Below are 25,562 nucleotides of genomic sequence, written 5' to 3' on the forward strand. Positions count from 1 at the left end.
ATATGATTTGTGAATCATGCCAGGAGAATGAAGCGACTGTCCATATAACGACAGGCAGTGGCTTAAATAAAACAGAGAGATATTTATGTGAAGCTTGTGCCAATAAATCGTTTTCCAGTCAATTTTCAAGTTTCTCGGACGATTCGTTCAACATTCATCAACTCTTGCAGTCATTGTCTGCCCAACAGCCGTTCGGTTCCCACAAGCAGCAGAAGAAACATTGTGAAAACTGCGGTTCGACTGTTGAATCCATATTGGAAAAAGGCAAGTTCGGCTGTGCTGAATGTTATGAAACTTTCAGCGGGAAAAGCAATGAAATCATTACTAAAGTACAGCTCTATCAAACCGAACATGTCGGTAAAATACCTCGAAAATCTTCAGCCTATATCAAGGTGAAGAAAGAAATCGAGCAGCTGCGGGCGAAACTTTCCGAATTGGTTGAAGAACAGGAGTTTGAGGAAGCAGCAGTAGTACGCGATCAGATCAAATCATTGGAAGCGGGTGATGACAATGGCAAAAATTAGTCCTTGGGTCAGCCAGGCGAAAGAAATACCTGTGGAAATGTCATCAAGAATACGACTGGCGAGAAATGTCAGAGAACTGCCGTTTCCTCATATGGTGAAAGACGAGGAAATGACTCAGATGATCGAGACATTGAATGACACGCTGAGTGATTTTAAACAAGTCAATCTGGAGGAGCTGAAGTTTGAGGATAAAGCGCTGCTGGTGGAGAAACATCTGATCAGCCCTTTATTTACCGAACGCGGGCGCCTCAGTTACATCAACGATGATGAATCCGTTTCAATCATGGTCAATGAAGAGGATCATATCAGAATTCAGGCGATGGGGGCAGAACTCTCCCTTGATGAGATATATGAGAAAGCTTCTGAACTTGATGATCGTCTGGAGAGTAAGCTCGACTACGCGTTTGACGATAAATACGGATTTCTGACAGCGTGTCCGACGAATGTCGGCACAGGGCTGAGAGCTTCGGTAATGCTGCATTTGCCGGCGTTATCATTGGGCAACAGAATTCAAAGGGTGTCGAACAACTTAAACCGCTTCGGTTTTACGCTTCGGGGCATATACGGAGAAGGTTCGGTGCCGCTCGGTCATATATATCAATTATCCAATCAGCTGACGCTCGGTCAGTCTGAAGAGGATATCATCAAGAGCTTAAACGAATTAAAAACAAGAATCATAGAAGAAGAAATAGAGATGCGCTCAATTATGAATAACGAACATCTCATAAAAGCCAAAGATTCAATATTTCGTTCATACGGCATACTTAAATATGCACATACCATTTCATTGAAAGAGGCTGCCAATCATTTAAGCAATATTAAACTGGGCGCAGATCTCGGCTTCTTGTCTGAAGATACGATAAGATTCCAGGAACTTGTTCAATTGATTCAACCTGCTTTCATCAAAATGCGTTTAAACAGTCTTGGTAAAGAGTATGTATCATTAGAGAAGGCAGTGGCCGAAGAACGTGCAACATTATTACGTGAACAAATAGGAGGGACTATATAAATGTTATTTGGAAGATTGACAGAAAGAGCCCAGAAAGTACTTGCATATGCACAGGAAGAAGCGATCAGCCTGAAGCACTCGAATATTGGCACAGAACATTTATTACTCGGTTTAATAAAAGAAAAAGAGGGCATCGCTGCAAAGGTGTTATCGAGCTTCAATATCAGTGAAGATAATGTTCGTGATGAAGTCTTCAACCTGATTAATGAAGGTGACGATGCGACAGCATCCATAAGATACACACCGAGAGCTAAAAAAGTGATTGAACTGTCCATGGATGAAGCGCGCAAGCTGCACCATAACTTTGTCGGAACTGAGCATTTACTGCTCGGGCTTATCCGTGAAAGTGAAGGCGTTGCTGCACGCGTACTTGCCAATCTGGACCTGAATATCACCAAGGCCCGTGCTTCAGTTATAAAAATGCTGGGCAACCCTGAAGCACTTCAAGGCAAGGACCCTCAAAAGAAAGATAACAATACACCGACGCTCGACTCACTCGCAAGAGATTTAACTGAAATTGCGAAGGAAGATCAATTAGACCCGGTAATCGGCCGCTCTAAAGAAGTCACAAGAGTCATTGAAGTATTATCCCGCCGTACTAAAAACAACCCGGTATTAATCGGTGAGGCCGGTGTAGGTAAAACAGCAATTGCTGAAGGACTGGCTCAATCCATCGCAAATAATGAGGTACCGGAAACATTAAGAGATAAACGTCTTATGTCCCTTGATATGGGCACAGTTGTTGCAGGTACAAAGTACCGTGGTGAATTTGAAGAGCGCATGAAAAAAGTCATGGAAGAAATTCATAAAGCAGGCAATGTGGTGTTGTTCATAGATGAACTGCATACACTGATCGGCGCAGGCGGCGCTGAAGGCGCAATTGATGCTTCCAACATTTTAAAACCGGCACTTGCCCGCGGCGAACTACAGTGTATCGGTGCGACAACTCTGGAAGAGTACCGTAAGCACATTGAAAAAGACGGAGCACTTGAGCGCCGTTTCCAGCCGGTTCAAGTAGATGAGCCGAATGTTGAAGATACTGTTTTAATTCTTAAAGGTTTAAGAGACAAATATGAAGCACACCACAGAATCAATATTACTGATGAAGCACTGGATGCGGCAGCCAAGATGAGTGCCCGTTATATCCAGGACCGTTTCCTGCCGGATAAAGCGATTGACCTGATTGATGAAGCATCTTCCAAAGTCAGACTGCGCAGTTATACTTCTCCGCCGGACCTGAAAGATCTGGAGAGTAAGCTTGAAGCGGTTAAGAAAGAGAAGAATGCCGCAGTTCAGAGTCAGGAGTTCGAATCAGCGGCAAACTACAGAGATCAGCAGTCGAAACTCGAAAAACAATTGAAAGATAAGCAGGACAGCTGGAAGAAAGAGCAGGGGCAAACCTCTCAATCTGTGACTCAGGGTGATATTGAAGTGGTCATCAGCGGCATTACAGGCATCCCGCTTTCTAAAATTGCAGAAGGCGAGTCGGAACGTCTCCTGAACCTGGAATCCATTCTGCATGGCAGAGTAATCGGACAGGAAGAAGCCGTGAAATCAATCTCCAAAGCAGTGCGCCGCGCAAGAGCGGGACTGAAAGACCCTAAGCGTCCGATAGGAAGCTTCATCTTCCTGGGCCCGACAGGTGTCGGTAAGACTGAACTTGCCCGCTCACTGAGTGAAACGATGTTCGGTGAAGAAGATGCAATGATACGTGTAGACATGAGTGAGTACATGGAGAAACATTCCATCTCAAGACTCGTCGGTTCTCCCCCGGGTTACGTCGGATATGATGACGGCGGTCAGCTGACTGAGAAAGTACGCAGAAAACCATATTCACTCGTCCTGTTTGATGAGATTGAAAAAGCGCATCCTGACGTATTCAACATGCTGCTGCAAGTATTGGATGATGGTCGTCTGACTGATGCCAACGGCCGTACAGTCGACTTCAGCAATACGATTATCGTGATGACTTCAAACGTCGGTGCACAAGAGCTCAGAGACCGTAAGTTCGCCGGCTTCGGAACGACAGCCGATTCGGGTACACAGGACTACGATACGATCAGAAGCACGATGATGAAAGAACTGAAAGAAGCATTCAGACCTGAATTCATCAACCGTGTGGATGACATCATCGTCTTCCACAGTCTCGAAAAAGAACACTTGACTGAAATTGTCTCACTGATGATTGATCAGCTTCAGGAAAGACTGATCGAACAGAATATCAATATTGAAGTGACCGACAAAGCCAAAGCGCAGATCACTGAAGATGGATATGATCCTGAATACGGCGCAAGACCGCTTGCCCGCAGCATTCAGAAAAATATCGAAGATACTTTAAGTGAATCTCTGCTGTCAGGTGCCGACTTTGAAAATAAAGTGGTCATCGTAGATTATAAAAATGAAGAATTCACAGTGAAAACGAAGAAAAAAGAAGCAGTTAAGAAGTAGAAACAGAAAGCCCAAATCGAGTGTTGGTTTGGGCTATTCTGTTTTCATTTTTACTTATGGATTCCACACTTTAAAATCTTTCTAAATAGTAATACAATAATAAAGAGTGAGGACTGGAGGAAGCTGTCAAATATGGCGAAAACTAAAAATGTCTTTGAGTGTATGGCGTGCGGATATGAATCACCCAAATGGATGGGGAAATGTCCAAGCTGCGGTGCGTGGAATCAGATGGAAGAAAAACTAATACATAAAGAAACGAAAGGCCGCGGCACACTCGGTAAACAGGAGCCGGAAAAAAGCAGCCGGCCTGTAAAATTGAATAACGTCAAAAAGACGTTTACACCGAGAACCTTAACAAAAAGCGGAGAATTCGACCGCGTGCTTGGCGGCGGGATTGTGAACGGCTCTCTCATATTAATCGGCGGTGACCCGGGCATCGGAAAATCGACGATTTTACTTCAGACGGCATTGACATTGTCTGAAGAGCATGAAGTGCTGTATGTCTCCGGCGAGGAATCGCTCGAGCAGATCAAGCTCAGAGCGGACAGGCTGGAAGAATCAAGCGACAATCTGAATGTCTATTGTGAAACGAATCTCTATTACATCCATGATGAAATAAAGAAATCGAAGCCGGATTTCCTGATCATAGATTCCATTCAGACAATATTCCACCCGGATATTACGAGTGCGCCGGGCAGTGTATCGCAGGTGAGGGAATGTACTCAGAGCCTGATGAATATTGCCAAGGGTGAAAACATTGCAACGTTCATCGTCGGTCATGTAACAAAGGAAGGTCAGATTGCCGGACCGCGTCTCCTGGAACATATGGTGGATACCGTCCTTTATTTTGAAGGGGACCAGCATCATACATTCCGTATTTTAAGAGCTGTAAAAAACCGTTTTGGATCGACGAATGAAATGGGTATATTTGAAATGAAAAATATAGGGTTGAAAGAAGTGTTGAATCCTTCTGAAATCTTTTTGGAAGAACGCTCTAAAAACACGCCCGGCTCTGCAATTGTGGCAACCATGGAAGGTACAAGGGCAATGCTTGTGGAAGTACAGGCACTTGTCACACCGACCCATTTCCATAATCCAAGGCGCATGGCAACAGGGATTGACCAGAATCGTCTGTCACTTTTAATGGCAGTCCTGGAAAAGAGCGGTGGTTATCTCATGCAGCAGCACGATGCCTACATCAAGGTTGCGGGCGGCGTGAAACTGGAGGAACCTGCTGTAGATTTAAGTGTCATTATCAGCATCGCTTCAAGCTTTAAAAATAAAGAAGTGCGAGGTGATGACTGTTTTATCGGCGAAGTTGGCTTAACGGGCGAAATAAGACGTGTAACCAAGATAGAATCGCGTCTTCAGGAAGCCGCCAAGCTTGGATTCAAGCGGGCAATCGTACCTAAAGCGAGCCTGTCCGGCATTCAGCTGCCGGAAGGTTTAAAAGTTCATGGTGTAAGCGACCTGGGCCAGGCGATAAAATACGCATTTAATTAACTGGATAAAAGCAATTTAAGGAGGTGAATGATATGTTGAGATACTTGTTGTATATTTTATACTTTTTCTGTGGTGTATCACTGGGAGTGTGGTTGTTTCCTGACTTAATTTCCATAATGCCTGTCAATCTGCCGGCCATACTGAATAATGCCCTCGTTCATGCTTTGCTTGGCGGACTGCTCTTTTTGATCGTCTTCTATTGGTCTATTGATAAAGTGGAGCAGTTGATCCGTAAAGGCGAAGGTATTCTTTTAAACAGAAATCTGCCTGAAATTATCTTTGCTACATTGGGTATGGTCATTGGACTTGTTGTTGCTGTCTTAATATCATTATTATTAAATACATTAAATATTCCAATCGTGAGCGAAGTCATATCTTTCGCACTGGCAATTATTTTAGGTTACCTGGGTTTTCAGATTGGCCTGAAAAAACACAGCGAAGTATTGGAACTGCTGCCGAAACAGAATGTCAAAGAACAACAGGACGGCAGGCAGGGTCAGAAAAAACTGCTGGATACCAGCGCAATTATAGATGGACGAATTGTGGATGTAGTAAAAACAGGATTTATAGAAGGAGAGCTCTCAGTGCCCCAATTTGTGCTGGATGAACTGCAGCTGATTGCGGATTCCACGGATTCCATGAAAAGGGACCGCGGGCAGAGAGGCTTGGAAATGCTCCGCATGCTTCAGGAAAGCTCCGAAAATGTGAATGTACAGCCGGTCAAATATGACAAGCTGGACGTTGATCATCAATTGGTACAGCTGGCTAAAGAAGAGAATGCCGCACTGATTACGACTGATTACAATTTGAACCGTGTATGCCAGGTGCACAACATTAAAGTTTTAAATGTCAATGAACTGTCAGATGCAATCAAACTGATCATCAAACAGGGCGATACATTGGATATTATGGTGACAAAACACGGTAAGGAAGAAGACCAGGGTGTCGGCTATCTTGAAGATGGTACAATGGTTGTTATCGAAGAAGGCAGGAAGCTGGTTAATCAGACTGTCAGCGTAGAAGTGACAAGTGTGCTGCAAACCAATTCAGGGCGCATTATCTTTACTAAGAAAGAGAGTTAATCATGGCTTATATCGCAATCATTCCCGCTGCAGGCTTAGGCAGGCGCATGGGTTATAACAAAAATAAAGTATTTATCGAGCTGAATAAAAAATCCATCATTGAACTGACTGTTGAGCAATTTCAGAACGATCATAATTGTGAAGGGATTTATTTGGCGACGAGAGAAGATGAAACAGAACTGCTAAAGGAAAAGCTGGCCGGGTATGATAAAGTGCACGGTGTATTCATCGGGGGAAAAGAACGTCAGGACAGCATTTATAATGTTTTGGAAAAAATTCCGCAATGTGAGTATATTTTCATCCACGACGGCGCGAGACCGTTCATCACAAAAGAATTGCTGGATGACATATATGCCAAGGTTAAAGTACACAAGGCGGTCATTTGCGGAGTGAAAGTCAAAGATACGGTCAAGATGGTGAAGGGTTCCCATGTAGTGGAGACTTTGCCGAGGGAAGAGCTGTTCATTACACATACACCGCAGGCTTTTGATTATGAATTGATTAGGCGTGCGCATGAAAATGCCCGTGCAAACGAGCTGTCTGTAACGGATGATTCGAGCATGGTGGAGGCGCTGGGAGAAGAAGTGCACATTGCCGAATCATCCTATAACAATATTAAAATAACTACCCGTGAAGATCTGGTAGTTGCCGAATCAATCATCAACAGAGAAGGTGAAGACAAATGATAAGAATCGGACATGGTTTTGATGTTCATGCATTTGCCGATGACAGACCACTGATCATAGGCGGGTTGAATATCCCGCATGACAGGGGACTCGCCGGCCATTCGGATGCCGATGTACTGCTGCATACGGTGGCAGACGCAATACTCGGGGCACTGGCCCTTGGAGACATCGGCAAGTTCTTTCCGGATACAGATGAACAGTATAAAGATATGGATTCAAAAATATTACTGGCTGAAGTTGTGCAGAAAATGCACGATGAAAAGTACGAAATCGGTAATATTGATGCTGTAATTATGGCCCAGGCGCCAAAATTCAGACCGCATATAGATGATATGCGGGAAAGTGTCGCTTCAATTTTGAAGACATCCATCTCTAATGTTAATATTAAAGCGACTACAACAGAAAAACTGGGTTTCGTAGGCAGAAAAGAAGGCATCACTTCTGAAGCAGTGGTACTGCTCACAAAAATGGAGGAATCATAATGGATAAAGTAAGAGTCAGATATGCACCGAGTCCAACCGGATTTTTGCATATAGGAAACGCACGTTCAGCGTTATTTAACTATTTATTTGCACGTCACTACGGCGGAGACTTCATCATCAGGATCGAAGACACTGATAAATCACGTCATGTTGAAACAGGTGAAGAATCTCAGTTGAAAAACTTGAAATGGCTGGGTATCGACTGGGATGAAAGTATCGATATCGATGGCGGATACGGTCCATACCGTCAATCTGAACGCGGGTCCATCTATGAACCTTATATTCAGAAAATGCTGGATGAAGATCTTGCTTACCGCTGTTACATGACAAGCGAGGAACTGGAAAAAGAACGTGAAGAACAGATTACGCGCGGGGAAATGCCGAGATACGGCGGCCACCATGCCAATCTGACAAAAGAAGAGGAAGAAGCACTTATTGCTGAAGGACGTGAACCGGCTATACGTATCCGGGTCCCTAAGGATAAAGTCTACAAATTTGATGATATCGTCAAAGGCGAAGTATCGTTCGAATCCAATGGTTTTGGTGACTGGGTCATCGTTAAGAAAGACGGCATCCCGACTTATAACTTTGCTGTGGCAATAGATGACCATGAAATGTCAATCTCACACGTGCTGCGAGGTGATGATCACATTTCAAATACACCGAAACAGCTGATGGTCTATGAAGCTTTAGGACTTGAAGCACCTAAATTCGGTCACATGACATTAATCGTCAATGAAAATAAAAAGAAATTATCCAAGCGTGACGGCGCAATCATTCAATTTATCGAGCAGTATAAAGAACTTGGATATTTGCCGGAGGCATTATTTAACTTCATCGCATTGCTTGGATGGACGCCTGAAGGCGAGGAAGAGATCTTCAGCAAAGAAGAATTCATTAAACTGTTTGATGAGAAACGTTTATCCAAAGCACCTGCTTTCTTTGATAAGCAGAAACTGACATGGATCAACAACCAGTATATGAAAGAGAAAGATGCAGAGACAGTTTTTGATATGGCACTGCCTTTCCTGATTAAAGAAGGTCTGGTCAATGAAGATTCAGGCCCAGAAGAGATTGAATGGGCAAGGAAACTCGTCGCACTCTATCAGCCGCAAATGAGCTTTGCCGGAGAGATTACCGCTTTATCCGAGCAGTTCTTCAAGGACGATATCGAATTTGGTGAAGCAGCGACAGAAGTAATCAACCAGGAACATATACCTGAACTGATGACTGCGTTGTATGATGAGTTTGAAGACTTGATCGACTTTGATCCTGCTACAATCAAAAAATCAATTAAAAATGTACAGAAAGCTACAGGATATAAAGGGAAACAGCTGTTCATGCCAATCCGGGTTGCTGTTACAGGACAGACTCAGGGTCCTGAACTGCCGGATTCAATATCCTTGATTGGTAAGGAAAAAGTATTGAACAGAATTTCCAAATTAAAATAAATAGGCTTCCTGAGTCTATCTTGTTGAAGTCGGGTTTATAATCGATTATTATAATCAGTAACAGAGAAATGAAGTATGGTCTATTATGGAAATCAGAGATTGTCTGGCAGGTGAGAAGGCAACCATAATATAATTCAGAAATGCACTCTGTCATGAATTGTATATTTATAAGTGCAAATTTATTTTGTAAACAGAGTGGAACCGTGCGAAATGCGCCTCTGTCCAGATTTTTGGACAGAGGCATTTTTTTATTTTGAGAGGAGGATCATCTTGTTTAATCGAATGAAAGAGGACATCGATATGGTACTTGAGCTGGATCCTGCAGCCAAAAGTAAGTTCGAAGTGTTTTTTACTTATTCAGGACTGCATGCTGTATGGATGCATTTAATTGCGCATAAGCTGTACAAGCGGAAATTTGCCACACTCTCCAGAGTCATCTCGCAGATCAGCCGCTTTGTAACAGGGATAGAAATCCATCCGGGCGCCCAGGTCGGCAGACGTTTATTCATAGACCACGGCATGGGCGTGGTGATCGGTGAAACATGCCGCATCGGTAATAACGTGACAATATACCAAGGCGTCACACTTGGCGGTACAGGAAAAGAAGAAACGAAAAGACACCCGGACCTGGATGATAATGTGCTGGTTGCTGCGGGAGCGAAAGTGCTGGGCAACATAAGGATGGGGGAAAACTCCAAGATCGGTGCGAATTCAGTCGTGCTGATCAATGTTCCGAAGGACTCCACTGTGGTCGGTATACCGGGCCGCATCGTCAAGCAGGCCGGCGAAAAGGTTAAAGGTGCACGTGATCTGAACGTGACAGATTTACCGGATCCTATACTGGAAATGATTATAGGTCTGGAAGATGAAATAAAAGACTTTAGAAAAGAAGTAAGGGATGAGGTTAAAGATGGTTCGCATATATAATACTTTGACAAGACAGAAAGAAACGTTCAAGCCGATTGAAGAAGGCAAGGTTAAAATGTACGTCTGCGGTCCGACGGTATATAACTATATTCATATCGGTAACGCAAGACCTGCGATTGCATTTGATACGGTGCGCAGATATTTGGAATATAAAGGTTATGATGTAAAATATGTCGCCAACTTCACAGATGTCGATGATAAATTGATTAAAGCATCACAGGAGCTGGGAGAAACTGTACCTGATATCGCAGAACGTTTCATTGAAGCGTTCTTTGAGGATACTGGGGCCCTTAACGTGAAGCGGGCGACAATCCACCCGAGAGTGATGAATCACATGGATGATATTGTTAAATTCATCGAAGTATTGATCGAGAAGGATCATGCCTATGAATCCGACGGCGATGTTTATTTTAAAACACGTTCTTATGATGGATACGGTAAACTGAGCCAGCAGTCCATCAACGATCTGAAAGTCGGTGCACGTATCGATGCCGGCGAGAAAAAGGAAGATCCGCTGGATTTCGCGTTGTGGAAACAGGCAAAGCCTAATGAAATCAAATGGGATTCCCCGTGGGGCGCCGGCCGCCCGGGCTGGCATATCGAGTGCAGTGTGATGGCGAGAGAACACCTGGGTGACACGATAGATATCCACGCGGGCGGACAAGACCTGACTTTCCCGCACCATGAAAATGAGATTGCTCAAAGTGAATGTATGACGGATGCGACATTTGCGAATTACTGGATGCATAACGGGTATATCAATATTGACAACACGAAGATGTCCAAGTCACTCGGAAACTTCATACTGGTTCACGATATCATCAAGGAAATCAACCCGAATGTACTGAGATTCTTTATGATCAGTGTGCACTACCGAAACCCGATTAACTATAACCGCGAACTGGTCGATGCGGCAAGAGCGGGTCTCGAGCGTATCCAGGACAGCTACAGACAGGCGAAAGAGCGGCTTGAAAGCGCGGTCGGCACTGAAGTCGACACTAAGATAATGGAAATCATCCAGGACAACGTCAAAACATTTGAAGCGCACATGGACGATGATTTCAATACGGCCAATGCCATCAGTGCATGGCATGACCTCACTTCAGAGCTGAATAAATATCTTCGCTATAACACGACGAATGCAGAAGTGCTGTCCGAATTCATAGACGTGTTCGAAAAATATGCCGGGGTGCTGGGCATTGTGTTAGAGGAAGAAATGATTTTACTCGATGAGGAAATTGAAAAGCTGATTGAAGAGCGTAACGAAGCAAGGAAAAATAAAGATTTTTCACGCGCTGACGAAATCAGAGACTATTTAAAAGAGCAGGGTATCGTCTTGGAAGATACTAAAGAGGGAGTGCGGTTCAAGCGTGGCTGACTTTAATGTGGAAGAAGTGCCAAGCTTATCTTTAGCTTTCCTCGGTGACTCAGTCTACGCGGTCTACATCCGCACATTTCTGATTAAGAGCAGATCACGCCTGAAACCTGAGGAACTTCACAGGGAGGCGAACCGGCTGGTGAGTGCAAAAGCTCAGTCACATGCTCTGCTGCATTTGAGAAAAGAAGAACTGCTCACTGAAGAAGAGTGGGAAATAGCCAAACGGGCACGCAATAAATCAAGTGCGACAAGAGCCAAAAATGCAACGATTAAAGAGTATCGGAATGCTTCTGGCCTGGAAGCTCTGATCGGTTATCTCGATTTGACGGACAACCATTCCAGAATAGGAGAACTGATGCAGGAAATAATTACGGAAGGGAGGGTTCACGATGACTAATTCCATAGTTGCCGGAAGAAATGCAGTGCGGGAAGCGCTGCGTTCAGAAAGCGATATAAATAAAATATATGTCCAGGATTCAATCAATAAAAACCAGGTGAAAGAACTGTTGGACCTTGCCAAGAAACAAAAAGTGGTCGTCCAGAATGTGCCGAAAAGTAAAATAGACGGCATGACGGACGAAAAGCACCAGGGAATCATTGCATCAATAAGTGCCCATGAGTATATGGATTTTGAAGAATTCCTACAGACGGTTGAAGGTAAAGAGACCGCAAATGTCATCATACTGGATGGACTGGAGGACCCGCACAATCTGGGTTCGATATTAAGAACGTGCGATGCAACAGGGTTTGATGCTGTAATCATTCCGAAAAGGCGCTCGGTACAACTGACCGAAACGGTGGCTAAAACATCAACCGGTGCGATTGAATATATACCTGTAGTGCGCGTGACCAATATCAATCAGACGATTGATAAACTGAAAGACAGAGGTTTCTGGGTCGTCGGAACTGATGGTACCGGGGACACGGATTACCGCGAGCTCTCGTTAGATATGAGTACTGCAATCGTTATCGGCAGTGAAGGAGAGGGAATCAGCAGAAAAACTCTCGAAAATTGTGACTTCACTGTTAAAATTCCGATGGTCGGCCAAATAACGAGTTTAAATGCTTCCGTATCAGCAGCGCTGTTGATGTACGAAGTATACCGCAGGCAGAATCCCGTCAGGATGTGATCTGATGAGGAAAAAGCAGAGAATTTTAATCGTGGACGGTTATAATCTGATCGGTGCCAATAAGGAGCTGTTCAGCGAGTCGAAAGTATCGCTGGAGCTTGCGAGGGAAGAACTGATAACAGCACTTGCCGAGTATCAGATGGTGACTAACTTTGAAATCATTGTCGTATTTGACGCCTACGAAGTGAAGAGTATGGAGTCCATTCTTCAAAAACATGGAATCACTGTCATTTTCACAAAGGAAAAAGAAACTGCAGATGAATATATAGAGCGCTTTGTTCATGATAATTATCATCCGTTTCTATGTGAAATTAGTGTGGTAACAAGTGACCTGACTGAACAGAATGCCATATTTGCTCTTGGTGCCTACCGTATTTCATCCAGAGAAATGTGGATGACACTGGCAGATTCAGAAAAAAATATCAGTAAAGAAATAGATGCAATAAATCAAAAACTGCCCAGACAGAAATTGGATATCCGTCCGGATGTACTATCAGAATTTGAAAAATGGAGAAGGGGCTTAAAATAGCACCTTGAAGTAAATGCCGTCGAGCCATATATTTTATATATATAAAATTATGGGAGACGGCTTATGTATCTAATTACTCAACATTACTTTATTCTCAAAGAGTCGATGGATGACCGGATGAACGATTGTGCGTACAAAGTTTACAATGGTGATATTAGTGCATTTGATTGGATCGATGAAAATTTAAGGCAGGTTGTTTTTAAAAAGACATTGAAATATCCGTTTGACTATTATGACAGGGAAGATGCGCTCCAGGATATGATGGAGCTGGCGCTGAGATTATGCTATAAGTATAATCCCGAACTCGGCAACTACCGTCATTACGTTTCGAAAGTCATCACCTATGAGCTGATGAAGCTCTACTACAGATGGACGGATTACGGTTTGAGCGAAGTCATCAAATCAGTAAAGGACATCACTTTTGAAACCGGAGACCACAGAAACAGAATGCAGGACAACCCGCTGGATATTATCATATATGAAGAGAACAAATCACATATTTTAAATAACCGTAAAGTGTGTTCTCCGCTTGAGCGGAAAATCGTTTATTACTGTAACTATGGATATCAGATTAAAGAAATCTCGGAGAAGCTCTGTGTCAGTGAAAAAGCGATAGTGAACAGTCTGCATAGAGTGAGAAGAAAGCGTAAAAAATAATTTATCGTGTGATTTAACAGTGTTTGACATTGTTTTTTAAAATCGGTATAGTAAATAAGAATTGAGTGAGATGTGTTATATGAAGATAACATTGGCGTGTAATGACTGTGGATCTAGAAACTATCAATTAAAGAGCGACCATAAAGAACGTTTAGTTATGAAGAAGTTTTGTAAAAAATGTAATCGACATACGACTCATAAAAGTTCCATCTGAAGTAGGAGGATATGTTAAAAATGGCAAACAATAAGAATTTCTTTCAAAATGTAGTTAGCGAAATGAAAAAAGTAAGCTGGCCGACAGGTCAGGAAACTGCCAGATTTACAATGATTGTCGCAATGACGGTTATATTTTTCTTGGCTTTTTTCTATGCGTTGGATTTAGGTATTACAGCAGTAATAGATTTATTGTAATTTAAAGGAGCGATTGGATGTCTGGTGAAAAGAATTGGTATGCCGTTCATACTTATTCAGGATATGAAAACAAAGTAAAGGCAAATTTACTTGCCCGTCTTGACTCTATGAATATGCAAGATCAAATTTTCAGAGTAGTGATACCTGAAGAAGAGGAAACAACAGTTAAAGACGGCAAGCGTAAAACGGCGATGAAAAAGACATTTCCAGGCTATGTGCTTGTAGAATTGATAATGACAGATGAATCCTGGTATATCGTCAGAAATACGCCGGGTGTCACAGGATTTGTAGGTTCACAGGGCGCAGGAAGCAAACCAAACCCGCTACTGCCTGAAGAAGTGAAGTTTATTTTGAAATCAATGGGCATGGTTGAGAAGACGGTTGATTTCGAAGTTGAAATCGGCGAAGTCGTCAACATCATTGATGGGCCGTTCAACAACCAATCCGGTGAAATCAAAGGGATTGATGAAGAACGTTATAAACTGACTGTCCTTGTCGAAATGTTCGGCAGAGAGACACCTGTAGAAGTGGAATTCGACCAAATAGAAAAATTATAATATACAGGTTGTATTTTAATTATAATAATGGTAAAATGTTATGGTCGGAATTTTCCGGCCATCTTTTTATAGATGCGAGTGGGAGGATAAAATCTTAATATCCTATGACCACATCACGATAAACGAGGAGGTGCACATCGTGGCTAAAAAAGTTATCAACGTTGTGAAATTGCAGATTCCTGCAGGGAAGGCAAATCCAGCGCCGCCAGTTGGGCCGGCATTAGGTCAGGCAGGCGTTAACATCATGGGGTTCTGTAAAGAATTCAATGCGCGTACACAAGAGCAGGCAGGTCTGATCATTCCAGTAGAAATTTCTGTATTTGAAGACCGTTCATTTACTTTCATAACAAAAACACCACCAGCTGCAGTATTACTGAAAAAAGCTGCAAACGTCGACAAAGGTTCAGGCGAGCCGAACAAAGACAAGGTGGCGAAAGTAACAGAAGCGCAAGTGCGTGAAATTGCTGAAACGAAAATGGAAGACCTTAATGCAGCTGATGTAGAAGCGGCAATGCGTATGGTCGAAGGTACAGCACGAAGCATGGGCTTCGAAATTGAAAAGTAAAAATAACAATGACTGTATAAAAACGTATTAATACAAACGTGGGAGGATAACCCGCTAAAACCACAAGGAGGAATTATCAATGGCTAAAAGAAGTAAAAAGTATCAGGCAGCGCTTGAAAAATTTGATGCAAACTCTTCATATTCAATTGGAGAAGCAGTTAAATTAGCTCAAGAAACAAGCACTGTAAATTTTGATGCTTCTGTAGAAGTCGCTTTCCGCCTGGGTATTGATACACGTAAAAACGACCAACAAATCCGTGGTGCGATTGTATTGCCGCACGGTACTGGTAAATCACAGCGTGTATTAGTATTTGCTAAAGGTGAAAAGCTTAAAGAAGCAGAAGAAGCAGGCGCAGATTACGCAGGAGATCAGGAATTCGTTCAGAAAATCAATGGCGGATGGTTTGATTTTGACGTAATCGTTGCAACACCTGACATGATGGGTGAAGTTGGTAAACTTGGACGCGTATTAGGTCCAAAAGGTTTAATGCCAAACCCTAAAACAGGTACAGTAACAATGGATGTTAAAAAAGCAGTAGAAGAAATCAAAGCAGGTAAAGTTGAATACCGTGCAGAGAAATCAGGTATTGTACATGTTGCAATCGGTAAAGTATCATTCGATACTGAGAAACTGGTTGAAAACTTCAATGCAATTCACGATGCTCTGAGCAAAGCGAAACCTGCATCTGCGAAAGGTACCTACTTTAAATCTGTAGCGGTTACATCAACGATGGGGCCTGGAATTAAAGTGGACAACAACGCAGCAAGAATTGTTTAATAAAAGTTAATATTGACAAGTGCAGCTGGCTGTTGTACAGTTGCACTTGTATTAAAATATTACCTAAGACAGTAGGAGTAACGGATTACACGTTACTTAAAACATCATCCTGCCGAGGCAAATGAAAAAGACTTGAATTGACTAATATATATTCAAGCACTTTTTGCCGTAGGTAAAAGGTGCTTTTTTTAATTGCACCAACCTATACACACAAAATTATGGAGGTGTAAGAATGTCAAACGTGATGGAATCAAAACAGCAATTAGTAGACGATATCGCTACTCAACTGAAAGAGTCTGTTTCTACAATAGTTGTAAACTATCGTGGATTAACAGTTTCTGAAATGACTGAGCTGCGTAAAAGTCTAAGAGACGCTGGCGTAGAGTTCAAAGTATACAAAAATACAATGACTCGCCGTGCTGCTGAAAAAGCTGAACTAACAGAGTTGAATGAATTTTTAACTGGACCAAACGCGATTGCATTTTCAAATGAAGATGTTATTGCTCCGGCTAAAGTTCTATACAACTTTGCTAAAGAACACGAAGCACTGGAAATCAAAGCAGGTGTCCTTGAAGGAAACTTCACACCGGCAGAAGACGTGAATGCAATCGCATCACTACCATCAAAAGATGGGCTTGTATCTATGCTACTATCTGTTCTTCAAGCTCCAGTACGCAACTTCGCTTATGCAGTTAAAGCTGTTGGTGAAGATAAGGAAAACGAAGAAGCATAATCGTAATTAAATCAATTTAAAAAATGGAGGAATTTATAATGGCTAATCATGAAGAAATCATTGAAGCGATTAAAGGTATGACAGTTTTAGAATTAAACGATCTTGTAAAAGCAATTGAAGAAGAATTTGGCGTAACTGCTGCTGCTCCTGTAGCTGCTGCAGGTGGCGGGGAAGCTGCTGCTGCTGAAGAGCAAACTGAATTTGATGTTGAACTTACAGATGCTGGTTCTTCTAAGATCAAAGTTATCAAAGTTGTTCGTGAAGCAACTGGCTTAGGTCTTAAAGACGCTAAAGAACTTGTAGACGGAGCTCCTAAAGTAATCAAAGAAGGTCTGGCTAAAGAAGAAGCTGAAGAACTTAAAGGGCAGTTAGAAGAAGTAGGCGCTGGCGTAGAACTTAAATAATTTTTGTGTATAGATAAATTTTTGAAGTGAGGCTCATATAAACATATTGTTTAGATGAGCCTCTCTTTTTCGTTACATATAACATTACCGGAGGTGATATTGATGTCACATTATTTTACAACGGATCAAACTGCCCATGATTACAAGAATATAGATTACACTTTTGAAAATACCGTCTATAATTTTAAGACTGACCGTGGTGTTTTCTCGAAAGAACAGCTGGATTACGGTACGAGAGTGCTAATCAACGGTGTGTTTTCAGATAATGCGGAAGGTGCTGTTTCTTTGATTGATATGGGTGCGGGATATGGTCCGGTAGGCATCATATTGGGCAAGAGTTTAAATGCCCGGCCGGTGATGGTCGAAGTGAACGAGGATGCGCTCAGCCTTTTGCATGAAAATACTGCAAAGAATAACATCAGTGCGAGTATTTTATCGAGAAAAAAATATGATGAGACTGATGTGGGAGCTGAGCTTTATGTTACCAACCCTCCGTTCAGAGCCGGCAAAGAAGTTGTCAAAGAGATTCTAGAAGACGGGCTCAACCGTCTTGAAACAGCCGGCAAGTTTTATATGGTCGTTCAAAAGAAGCAGGGCATGAAATCATATAAAAGTGCGATTGAGCAATTATTTGGCAATGTGGAAGTGCTCTTGAAAGATAAAGGCTATTACGTATTAAAAGGTATAAAAAGACATGAGGATGCAGCTCAAAACACAAATTGAAATGAAAATCAATAACCAATTTGACTTGACAAAACACTTGTGTTATAGTTATAGAATGTAAAAATATAATACCAATAAGTATGCACTTTTTGTCTGCTTATTGAAATGGAGCGTATTAAATACTGTTTAATATAAATAGAAAATGGGGTTGATTTCGATTCCGTTTTCTTTTTGTCTTTAAACATTCTAGTATGCTAATGTGTATGTTTTACGTAAATTTTATTAGGGGTGAATCTGTCGATGAGTCAAGTGATTCAATATGGAAGACATGCTACACGCAGGAGCTATGCACGTATCGAAGAGCAATTGGATCTGCCTAACTTGATTGAGATTCAGACCAAGTCTTATGAGTGGTTTTTACAGACGGGTCTGATTGAAATGTTCAAGGATATTTCACCAGTAGAAGATTTTACTGGAAATATGTCATTAGAGTTCGTAGATTATAAACTTGGTGAACCAAAATACGATGAAGATGAGGCAAAGAACCACGATGCAACTTATTCTGCGCCATTACGCGTGAAAGTCCGCTTAGTTATTAAAGAGACAGGCGAAGTGAAAGAACAAGAAGTATTTATGGGTGATTTCCCATTGATGACGGACACTGGTACTTTCATTATTAATGGAGCTGAACGTGTCATTGTATCCCAGCTCGTACGTAGCCCATCTGTTTATTACTCAGAGAAATATGATAAGAATGGTAAGTTGAGCTATGGTGCAACGGTAATACCAAACCGCGGTGCCTGGTTAGAGTATGAAACTGACGCTAAAGACGTTGTATATGTCCGTATTGACCGTACTCGTAAACTTCCAATCACAGTGCTTGTTCGTGCACTTGGATTCTCAACTGACCAGGAAATCATCAACCTTCTTGGTGATAATGAATATATACGCAACACATTAGACAAAGATACTACAGAAACAGTCGATCAGGCATTGCTCGAAATTTATGAGCGTCTGCGTCCAGGCGAACCGCCGACGGTAGAAAATGCCAAAAATCTGCTGTATACAAGATTTTTCGATCCGAAGCGTTATGACTTGGCAAACGTCGGACGATACAAAATGAATAAAAAGCTACATCTTAAAAACAGATTGTTCAACCAGGTGCTTGCTGAACCGATCGTTGATAAAGAGACGGGGGAAATTGTTGCTGAAAAAGGTGCGACAATCGACCGCAGAACTTTAGATTCAATCACAGATGCGCTTGAGTCGACAGCTAACCTGGAGACATATGATTTAGAACAGGGCGCTCTTGATGAGCCTGTTGAAGTGCAGTCAATCAGTGTTGAAGCACCAAACTTTGAAGAAGGAACGACAACAATCATCGGTAATGCATTCCCGGATGCCGAAGTGAAATCAATTACACCGTCAGATATCATTTCTTCAATCAGTTATTTCTTCAATCTGCTGCATGGTGTCGGTTATACAGATGATATCGACCACCTGGGCAACCGCCGTCTGCGTTCAGTCGGTGAATTGCTGCAGAACCAGTTCAGAATTGGTGTTTCACGTATGGAACGTGTTATCCGTGAACGTATGTCAATTCAGGATGCAGAGTCTATCACACCTCAGCAGCTGATTAACATTCGTCCGGTAATTGCCTCTATTAAAGAATTCTTTGGCAGTTCCCAGCTATCACAGTTCATGGACCAGACGAACCCGCTTGCAGAGCTGACGCATAAACGTCGTCTATCAGCGCTCGGGCCCGGCGGTCTGACTCGTGAGCGTGCCGGTTTTGAAGTACGTGATGTGCACTATTCACACTATGGCCGTATGTGTCCGATTGAAACGCCGGAGGGGCCGAATATTGGTCTGATCAACACATTATCCAGCTATGCACGTGTGAATGAGTTCGGTTTTATAGAAACACCGTATAGAAGAGTTGACCATGAAACGAACCGTGTCACTGAAGAGATAGATTACCTGACAGCTGATGAAGAGGATAACTATGTTGTCGCACAGGCAAACTCTATTCTTGATGAAAATAATCGTTTCCAGAATGATGAGATTTTCTGCCGTTTCCGTGGTAATAATACACAAATGCCAAGAGAACGCATGGATTACATGGATGTTTCACCAAAGCAGGTTGTATCAGCAGCGACTGCATGTATCCCGTTCCTGGAAAATGATGACTCCAACCGTGCACTTATGGGTGCGAACATGCAGCGTCAGGCAGTACCTCTTCTTATACCTGAGTCACCGTATATCGGTACAGGTATGGAACACGTATCTGCCCGAGATTCAGGTGCAGCAGTAGTATCGAAGTATAAAGGCAGAGTGTCTCATGTTGAGGCGAAGTCAATCCATGTATACCGTATAGAAGAGAAGAACGGCAAAGAAGTTGAGACAGAGAAAGATATTTATAATCTGACTAAATTCACTCGTTCAAACTCAGGTACATGTTATAACCAGAAACCGATCATTTCCGTCGGAGATGTTGTTTCAAAAGGTGAAATTCTGGCTGATGGGCCATCCATGGATAATGGAGAAATGGCGCTTGGCCGTAACCTTGTAGTCGGATTTATGACATGGGACGGTTACAACTATGAAGATGCTGTAATCATGAGTGAAAGACTTGTAAAAGATGATGTCTACACTTCTATCCATATTGAAGAGTATGAATCCGAAGCTCGTGATACGAAACTCGGCCCTGAAGAAATCACGCGTGATATTCCAAACGTTTCAGACAATGCTCTGAAAAAACTGGATGACCGAGGTATTGTTTATATTGGTGCAGAAGTGACGGATGGCGACATTCTTGTCGGTAAAGTAACCCCTAAAGGTGTGACAGAACTGACAGCAGAAGAGCGTCTGCTACATGCAATCTTCGGTGAGAAAGCGCGTGAAGTGCGTGATACTTCACTTCGTGTACCGCACGGTGCCGGAGGTATCGTACTTGATGTCAAAGTGTTCAACCGTGAAGACGGTGACGAATTATCCCCTGGTGTAAACCAGCTTGTCAGAGTTTATATTGTCCAGAAGAGAAAAATCAGTGTCGGAGATAAGATGGTTGGACGTCACGGTAACAAAGGTGTTATCTCACGTATCCTGCCGGAGGAAGATATGCCTTACCTGCCGGACGGCACACCTATTGATCTTATGCTTAACCCGCTTGGCGTACCTTCACGTATGAACATCGGACAAGTGCTCGAACTTCACCTTGGTATGGCTGCCCGCGCAATGGGCGTCAAAATGGCATCACCGGTATTCGATGGTGCGAATGAAGATGATGTATGGAGTACGATGGAAGAAGCAGGACTTGCACGTGACGGTAAGACGGCATTGTACGACGGCCGTACAGGCGAACCGTTTGAAAACAGAATTTCTGTTGGTGTAATGTACATGCTCAAACTTGCTCACATGGTTGATGACAAACTCCATGCGAGAAGTACAGGACCTTATTCACTTGTTACTCAGCAGCCGCTTGGCGGTAAAGCCCAGTTTGGCGGTCAGCGTTTCGGTGAGATGGAAGTATGGGCACTTGAAGCTTACGGTGCAGCATACACATTACAGGAAATACTGACAGTCAAATCAGATGATACAGTCGGACGTGTTAAAACTTACGAAGCGATTGTAAAAGGCGAAAACGTACCAAAACCAGGTGTCCCTGAGTCATTCAGAGTATTGATGAAAGAGCTTCAGAGCTTAGGATTAAATGTCAAAATCATGGATAATGAAGACAACGAAGTCGATATGCATGATATAGAAGATGAGGACAATTCGAATCAACTGAATGTTAACGATAAAAAACAAGTTGAAACTGAGAATGTCACTGAGTGATGTACTGAGCTTGATTAAACTTTTAGGGAGGAAAGCTCATTGATAGATGTCAATAGATTTCAATATATGAAAATCGGTCTTGCTTCATCGGAAAAGATCCGTTCGTGGTCTTTCGGTGAAGTCAAGAAACCTGAAACAATTAACTATAGAACTTTAAAACCAGAGCGTGATGGATTATTCTGTGAGAAAATTTTCGGTCCGACTAAGGACTGGGAATGTAGTTGTGGTAAGTATAAACGAGTACGTTATAAAGGTATGGTCTGTGACCGCTGTGGTGTAGAGGTTACACGTGCAAAAGTACGTCGTGAGAGAATGGGGCACATTGAACTGGCTGCTCCTGTATCTCATATCTGGTATTTCAAAGGCATCCCGTCCAGAATGGGGCTTCTGCTGGATATGTCACCACGTTCTTTAGAAGAGATTATTTATTTCGCGTCTTATGCAGTTATTAAACCGGGATCCACGGGCTTAGAGCCTAAGCAGCTTTTATCAGAGAGAGAATACCGTGATTATTATGATAAGCACGGTAATACTTTCACTGCAAAAATGGGTGCTGAAGCGATTAAGGAACTGCTTCAGAATGTTGACCTCGAAGAAGAGTTGTCTCAGTTGAGAAAAGAACTTGAATCTGCGACAGGTCAACGCCTGACACGTGCAATCAAGCGACTGGAAGTCGTGGAATCTTTCCGCAACTCAGGAAACGAACCTGAATGGATGATTCTTGATGTACTTCCAATCATCCCGCCGGAAATCCGTCCGATGGTGCAACTGGATGGCGGACGCTTTGCAACGAGTGATTTAAACGACTTATATCGTCGTGTAATCAACCGTAACAACCGTCTGAAACGTCTTCTGGACTTAGGTGCGCCAGGGATTATCGTACAAAACGAAAAACGCATGCTTCAGGAATCTGTCGATGCGTTAATCGATAACGGCCGTCGCGGTCGTCCGGTCACAGGGCCGGGCAACCGTCCGTTAAAGTCGTTATCTCATATGTTGAAAGGGAAGCAGGGACGTTTCCGTCAAAACTTACTTGGTAAACGTGTGGATTACTCAGGACGTTCAGTTATCGTTGTTGGACCGAACCTGAAAATGTACCAGTGCGGTCTGCCGAAAGAAATGGCACTTGAGCTGTTCAAGCCTTTCGTTATGAAAGAACTGGTTCAGCGTGAGATGGCGACGAACATCAAAAATGCCAAAGGTAAAATAGAGCGCATGGAAAGTGAAGTATGGGATGTTTTAGAAGATGTAATCAGAGAACACCCGGTACTTCTAAACCGTGCACCAACGCTGCACCGTCTGGGCATCCAGGCGTTTGAAGCTGTACTGATCGAGGGCAGAGCAATTCAACTGCACCCGTTAGTGACAACTGCTTATAACGCTGACTTCGACGGTGACCAGATGGCGGTTCACGTACCGCTTTCCAAAGAGGCACAGGCAGAGGCAAGAATGCTGATGCTGTCGGCTCAAAACATCCTGAACCCGAAAGATGGTAAACCAGTAGTTACGCCATCACAGGATATGGTTCTGGGTAACTACTATTTAACTCTTGAGCGTGAGAATGATAAACGTGAAGGCCACATCTTCAAAGATGCGAATGAAGTCATCATGGCCTATACAAATGGTTATGTCGGACTTCATACAAGAATCGGTCTCCATGCCGGTTCATTGGAAGTTGAAAAAGTATCTGAAGAAAATCGTGGTAAAGTAATGTTGACAACGGTAGGTAAAGTTATTTTCAACGAAATCATGCCGCCGTCATTCCCATATATAAATGAACCGACAAGAACAAACCTTGAAAATAAAACGCCTGATGAATACTTCGTACAAGTCGGAGAATTAGGTGAAGGCGGATTGAAGGAATACTATAAAAACAGACCGCTTGTCGATCCGTTCGATAAAGGTTATCTGGGTCAGATCATCGCTGAAATCTTCAACAAGTTCCACATCACAGAAACATCTGTAATGCTGGACCTGATGAAAGACCTTGGTTTCAAGTATTCTTCCAAAGCAGGTATAACGGTCGGTGTTTCCGATATCGTTGTACTTCCGGATAAACAGCAGATTATCGATGAAACAGACGCTAAAGTCGAGAAAGTGCAGAAACAATTCTCGCGTGGTCTGATTACAGAGCATGAACGTTACAGCACAGTCATTGAACTTTGGACTAAGGCTAAAGATGTTATCCAGGAAAAACTGATGGGCTCACTAGACAGATTGAACCCAATCTTCATGATGAGTGATTCAGGTGCCCGTGGTAACGCATCAAACTTTACGCAACTTGCGGGTATGCGTGGTCTGATGGCCAACCCGTCCGGAGAAATCATTGAATTACCGATCACATCAAGTTTCCGTGAAGGTTTAACAGTACTTGAGTACTTTATTTCCACACACGGTGCACGTAAAGGTCTTGCGGATACAGCGCTGAAAACGGCTGACTCAGGTTATCTGACACGCCGTCTGGTAGACGTCGCACAAGATGTGATTGTACGTGAAAAAGATTGTGACACTGACAAAGGACTGCTTGTTTCAGCACTTATGGAAGGCTCAGAGCTGATCGAACCGTTAATCGACCGTCTTGAAGGCCGTTATTCCAAAGAAACAATCAGAAACCCTGAAACTAAAGAGATTATTGTACGTTCAAATGAATTGATTACAGTTGAAAAAGCTAAAGAAATTGTAAATAGCGACATTGAAGAAGTGTATATCCGTTCAGCATTCACTTGTAATGCACGTCATGGTGTATGTGAACGCTGCTATGGTAAAAACCTTGCGACCGGTGAGAAAGTTGAAGTCGGCGAAGCAGTCGGTACAATCGCAGCTCAATCCATCGGTGAGCCGGGTACACAGCTTACAATGCGTACATTCCACACGGGCGGGGTAGCCGGAAGTGACATCACTCAAGGTCTGCCGCGTATCCAGGAATTGTTTGAAGCGCGTAACCCTAAAGGTCAGGCTGTCATTACTGAAATCGGCGGCGAAGTGACTGATATTGAAATTGTTAAAGATCGTCAGCAGGAAATTAAAATTAAAGGCGAACAGGAAACAAGAACATATACAGCACTTGGCGCAGCAAGACTGAAAGTCGATATTGGTGATACAGTCGTCCCAGGTGAACCGTTAAGTGAAGGGTCAATCGAACCGAAAGAATTATTAACAGTTGCCGGTTTGAACAGAACTCAGGAATACCTGCTTAAAGAAGTTCAAAAAGTATACCGTATGCAGGGTGTAGAAATTGATGATAAACACGTTGAGGTAATGGTAAGGCAGATGTTACGCAAAGTGAGAATCATCGATGCCGGAGATACGACGCTGCTTCCAGGCGCGTTGGTTGAAGTCCACTCATTTACGGATGCGAATAAAGAAATCTTTAAGAAGAGAAAGCGCCCGGCAACAGCTAAACCTGTATTGCTTGGAATCACAAAAGCATCACTTGAAACTGAAAGCTTCTTATCAGCAGCAAGCTTCCAGGAAACAACAAGAGTGCTTACAGATGCAGCAATCAAAGGTAAACGCGATGAACTGCTCGGACTTAAAGAGAACGTTATTATCGGTAAGCTGATACCAGCTGGTACCGGAATGCCGAGATACCGTGATGTTGAAGTCGATGCAGAATTGCCTGAAGTAGAAGTAAAAGAACCAGTAACAGAAGAACAGTAATATAGATTTTTAAGAGCCGCGATAAATGAAAGTTTATCGCGGCTCTTTTTTATATGTAATGGATAAAATTCGGAGTAATATTACAATGATGTTACGTCATGATTAAAATAATTTAAATTTAAAATCATAGCAGCAACATGTAACTTAA

24 protein-coding genes and 1 other annotated feature are annotated in these 25,562 nt (G+C 42.8%); all 24 genes read left to right on the forward strand.

Going from position 1 to position 25,562, the window contains the following annotated elements:
* Positions 1–2 precede the first annotated feature (2 nt).
* The 24 genes from BO48_RS04495 (at position 3) to rpoC (ending at position 25,414) form a co-directional block, all read left to right on the forward strand.
* Positions 3–524, forward strand: coding sequence for a UvrB/UvrC motif-containing protein (locus BO48_RS04495; RefSeq protein WP_496366220.1), 522 nt, complete (start codon positions 3–5; stop codon positions 522–524).
* A complete protein-coding gene (locus BO48_RS04500) occupies positions 511–1,533 on the forward strand; it encodes a hypothetical protein (RefSeq protein WP_496366221.1) in 1,023 nt (340 codons plus the stop codon). The genes BO48_RS04495 and BO48_RS04500 overlap by 14 nt, the downstream gene beginning before the upstream one ends.
* The gene (locus tag BO48_RS04505; protein ID WP_496366222.1) at positions 1,534–3,981 is read left to right on the forward strand and encodes an ATP-dependent Clp protease ATP-binding subunit; all 2,448 of its coding nucleotides are present in this window, start codon (positions 1,534–1,536) and stop codon (positions 3,979–3,981) included.
* Positions 3,982–4,113: 132 nt separating this feature from the next.
* Positions 4,114–5,484 carry a DNA repair protein RadA gene (gene radA, locus BO48_RS04510; protein ID WP_496366223.1) on the forward strand — a complete coding sequence of 457 codons (1,371 nt, stop codon included), beginning with the start codon at positions 4,114–4,116 and terminating at the stop codon, positions 5,482–5,484.
* A 32-nt stretch (positions 5,485–5,516) separates the two neighbouring features.
* A complete protein-coding gene (locus tag BO48_RS04515; protein WP_496366224.1) occupies positions 5,517–6,566 on the forward strand; it encodes a PIN/TRAM domain-containing protein in 1,050 nt (349 codons plus the stop codon).
* Positions 6,567–6,568: 2 nt separating this feature from the next.
* Positions 6,569–7,252, forward strand: a complete 684-nt coding sequence (ispD, locus tag BO48_RS04520; protein ID WP_496366225.1) for a 2-C-methyl-D-erythritol 4-phosphate cytidylyltransferase — start codon at positions 6,569–6,571, stop codon at positions 7,250–7,252.
* Positions 7,249–7,734 (forward strand): 2-C-methyl-D-erythritol 2,4-cyclodiphosphate synthase, encoded by a 486-nt coding sequence (ispF, locus tag BO48_RS04525; RefSeq protein WP_496366226.1) that lies wholly within the window; start codon positions 7,249–7,251, stop codon positions 7,732–7,734. The genes ispD and ispF overlap by 4 nt, the downstream gene beginning before the upstream one ends.
* Positions 7,734–9,185 (forward strand): glutamate--tRNA ligase, encoded by a 1,452-nt coding sequence (gene gltX, locus BO48_RS04530; RefSeq protein WP_496366227.1) that lies wholly within the window; start codon positions 7,734–7,736, stop codon positions 9,183–9,185. Before ispF ends, gltX begins: the two co-directional genes overlap by 1 nt.
* Before the next feature lie 270 nt (positions 9,186–9,455).
* Positions 9,456–10,112 (forward strand): serine O-acetyltransferase, encoded by a 657-nt coding sequence (gene cysE / locus BO48_RS04535; protein ID WP_496366228.1) that lies wholly within the window; start codon positions 9,456–9,458, stop codon positions 10,110–10,112.
* Positions 10,096–11,490 (forward strand): cysteine--tRNA ligase, encoded by a 1,395-nt coding sequence (gene cysS / locus BO48_RS04540; RefSeq protein ID WP_496366229.1) that lies wholly within the window; start codon positions 10,096–10,098, stop codon positions 11,488–11,490. The genes cysE and cysS overlap by 17 nt, the downstream gene beginning before the upstream one ends.
* A complete protein-coding gene (locus BO48_RS04545; RefSeq protein ID WP_496366230.1) occupies positions 11,483–11,887 on the forward strand; it encodes a Mini-ribonuclease 3 in 405 nt (134 codons plus the stop codon). Before cysS ends, BO48_RS04545 begins: the two co-directional genes overlap by 8 nt.
* On the forward strand, positions 11,880–12,620 hold the full coding sequence (gene rlmB / locus BO48_RS04550) for a 23S rRNA (guanosine(2251)-2'-O)-methyltransferase RlmB (RefSeq protein ID WP_496366231.1): 741 nt from the start codon (positions 11,880–11,882) through the stop codon (positions 12,618–12,620). The genes BO48_RS04545 and rlmB overlap by 8 nt, the downstream gene beginning before the upstream one ends.
* Before the next feature lie 4 nt (positions 12,621–12,624).
* The gene (locus tag BO48_RS04555; protein ID WP_496366232.1) at positions 12,625–13,149 is read left to right on the forward strand and encodes an NYN domain-containing protein; all 525 of its coding nucleotides are present in this window, start codon (positions 12,625–12,627) and stop codon (positions 13,147–13,149) included.
* Between the two features lie 63 nt (positions 13,150–13,212).
* Complete coding sequence (locus BO48_RS04560) at positions 13,213–13,806, forward strand: hypothetical protein (protein ID WP_496366233.1); 594 nt, start codon at positions 13,213–13,215, stop codon at positions 13,804–13,806.
* Between the two features lie 79 nt (positions 13,807–13,885).
* Positions 13,886–14,020, forward strand: coding sequence for a 50S ribosomal protein L33 (gene rpmG / locus BO48_RS04565; RefSeq protein ID WP_496366234.1), 135 nt, complete (start codon positions 13,886–13,888; stop codon positions 14,018–14,020).
* Between the two features lie 20 nt (positions 14,021–14,040).
* Complete coding sequence (secE, locus tag BO48_RS04570) at positions 14,041–14,217, forward strand: preprotein translocase subunit SecE (RefSeq protein ID WP_496366235.1); 177 nt, start codon at positions 14,041–14,043, stop codon at positions 14,215–14,217.
* A gap of 17 nt (positions 14,218–14,234) precedes the next feature.
* The gene (gene nusG, locus BO48_RS04575) at positions 14,235–14,774 is read left to right on the forward strand and encodes a transcription termination/antitermination protein NusG (protein ID WP_052254921.1); all 540 of its coding nucleotides are present in this window, start codon (positions 14,235–14,237) and stop codon (positions 14,772–14,774) included.
* A 139-nt stretch (positions 14,775–14,913) separates the two neighbouring features.
* Positions 14,914–15,339: a 50S ribosomal protein L11 gene (gene rplK / locus BO48_RS04580; protein WP_052254920.1), complete on the forward strand. Its 426-nt coding sequence runs from the start codon at positions 14,914–14,916 to the stop codon at positions 15,337–15,339.
* Between the two features lie 79 nt (positions 15,340–15,418).
* The gene (gene rplA, locus BO48_RS04585; protein WP_496366236.1) at positions 15,419–16,117 is read left to right on the forward strand and encodes a 50S ribosomal protein L1; all 699 of its coding nucleotides are present in this window, start codon (positions 15,419–15,421) and stop codon (positions 16,115–16,117) included.
* A gap of 44 nt (positions 16,118–16,161) precedes the next feature.
* Positions 16,162–16,315, forward strand: a sequence feature (ribosomal protein L10 leader region).
* 34 nt (positions 16,316–16,349) lie between these two features.
* Positions 16,350–16,850 carry a 50S ribosomal protein L10 gene (gene rplJ, locus BO48_RS04590; RefSeq protein WP_496366237.1) on the forward strand — a complete coding sequence of 167 codons (501 nt, stop codon included), beginning with the start codon at positions 16,350–16,352 and terminating at the stop codon, positions 16,848–16,850.
* Positions 16,851–16,888: 38 nt separating this feature from the next.
* The gene (gene rplL, locus BO48_RS04595; protein ID WP_496366238.1) at positions 16,889–17,254 is read left to right on the forward strand and encodes a 50S ribosomal protein L7/L12; all 366 of its coding nucleotides are present in this window, start codon (positions 16,889–16,891) and stop codon (positions 17,252–17,254) included.
* A gap of 102 nt (positions 17,255–17,356) precedes the next feature.
* Positions 17,357–17,977 (forward strand): class I SAM-dependent methyltransferase, encoded by a 621-nt coding sequence (locus BO48_RS04600; protein WP_496366239.1) that lies wholly within the window; start codon positions 17,357–17,359, stop codon positions 17,975–17,977.
* Positions 17,978–18,217: 240 nt separating this feature from the next.
* Entirely contained in the window at positions 18,218–21,754 is a 3,537-nt protein-coding gene (gene rpoB / locus BO48_RS04605; protein WP_496366240.1) for a DNA-directed RNA polymerase subunit beta, read from the forward strand.
* Positions 21,755–21,793: 39 nt separating this feature from the next.
* Complete coding sequence (gene rpoC / locus BO48_RS04610) at positions 21,794–25,414, forward strand: DNA-directed RNA polymerase subunit beta' (RefSeq protein ID WP_496366241.1); 3,621 nt, start codon at positions 21,794–21,796, stop codon at positions 25,412–25,414.
* Positions 25,415–25,562: the final 148 nt, after the last annotated feature.

The sequence above is a fragment of the Lacicoccus kunmingensis DSM 17847 genome (assembly GCF_059568765.1).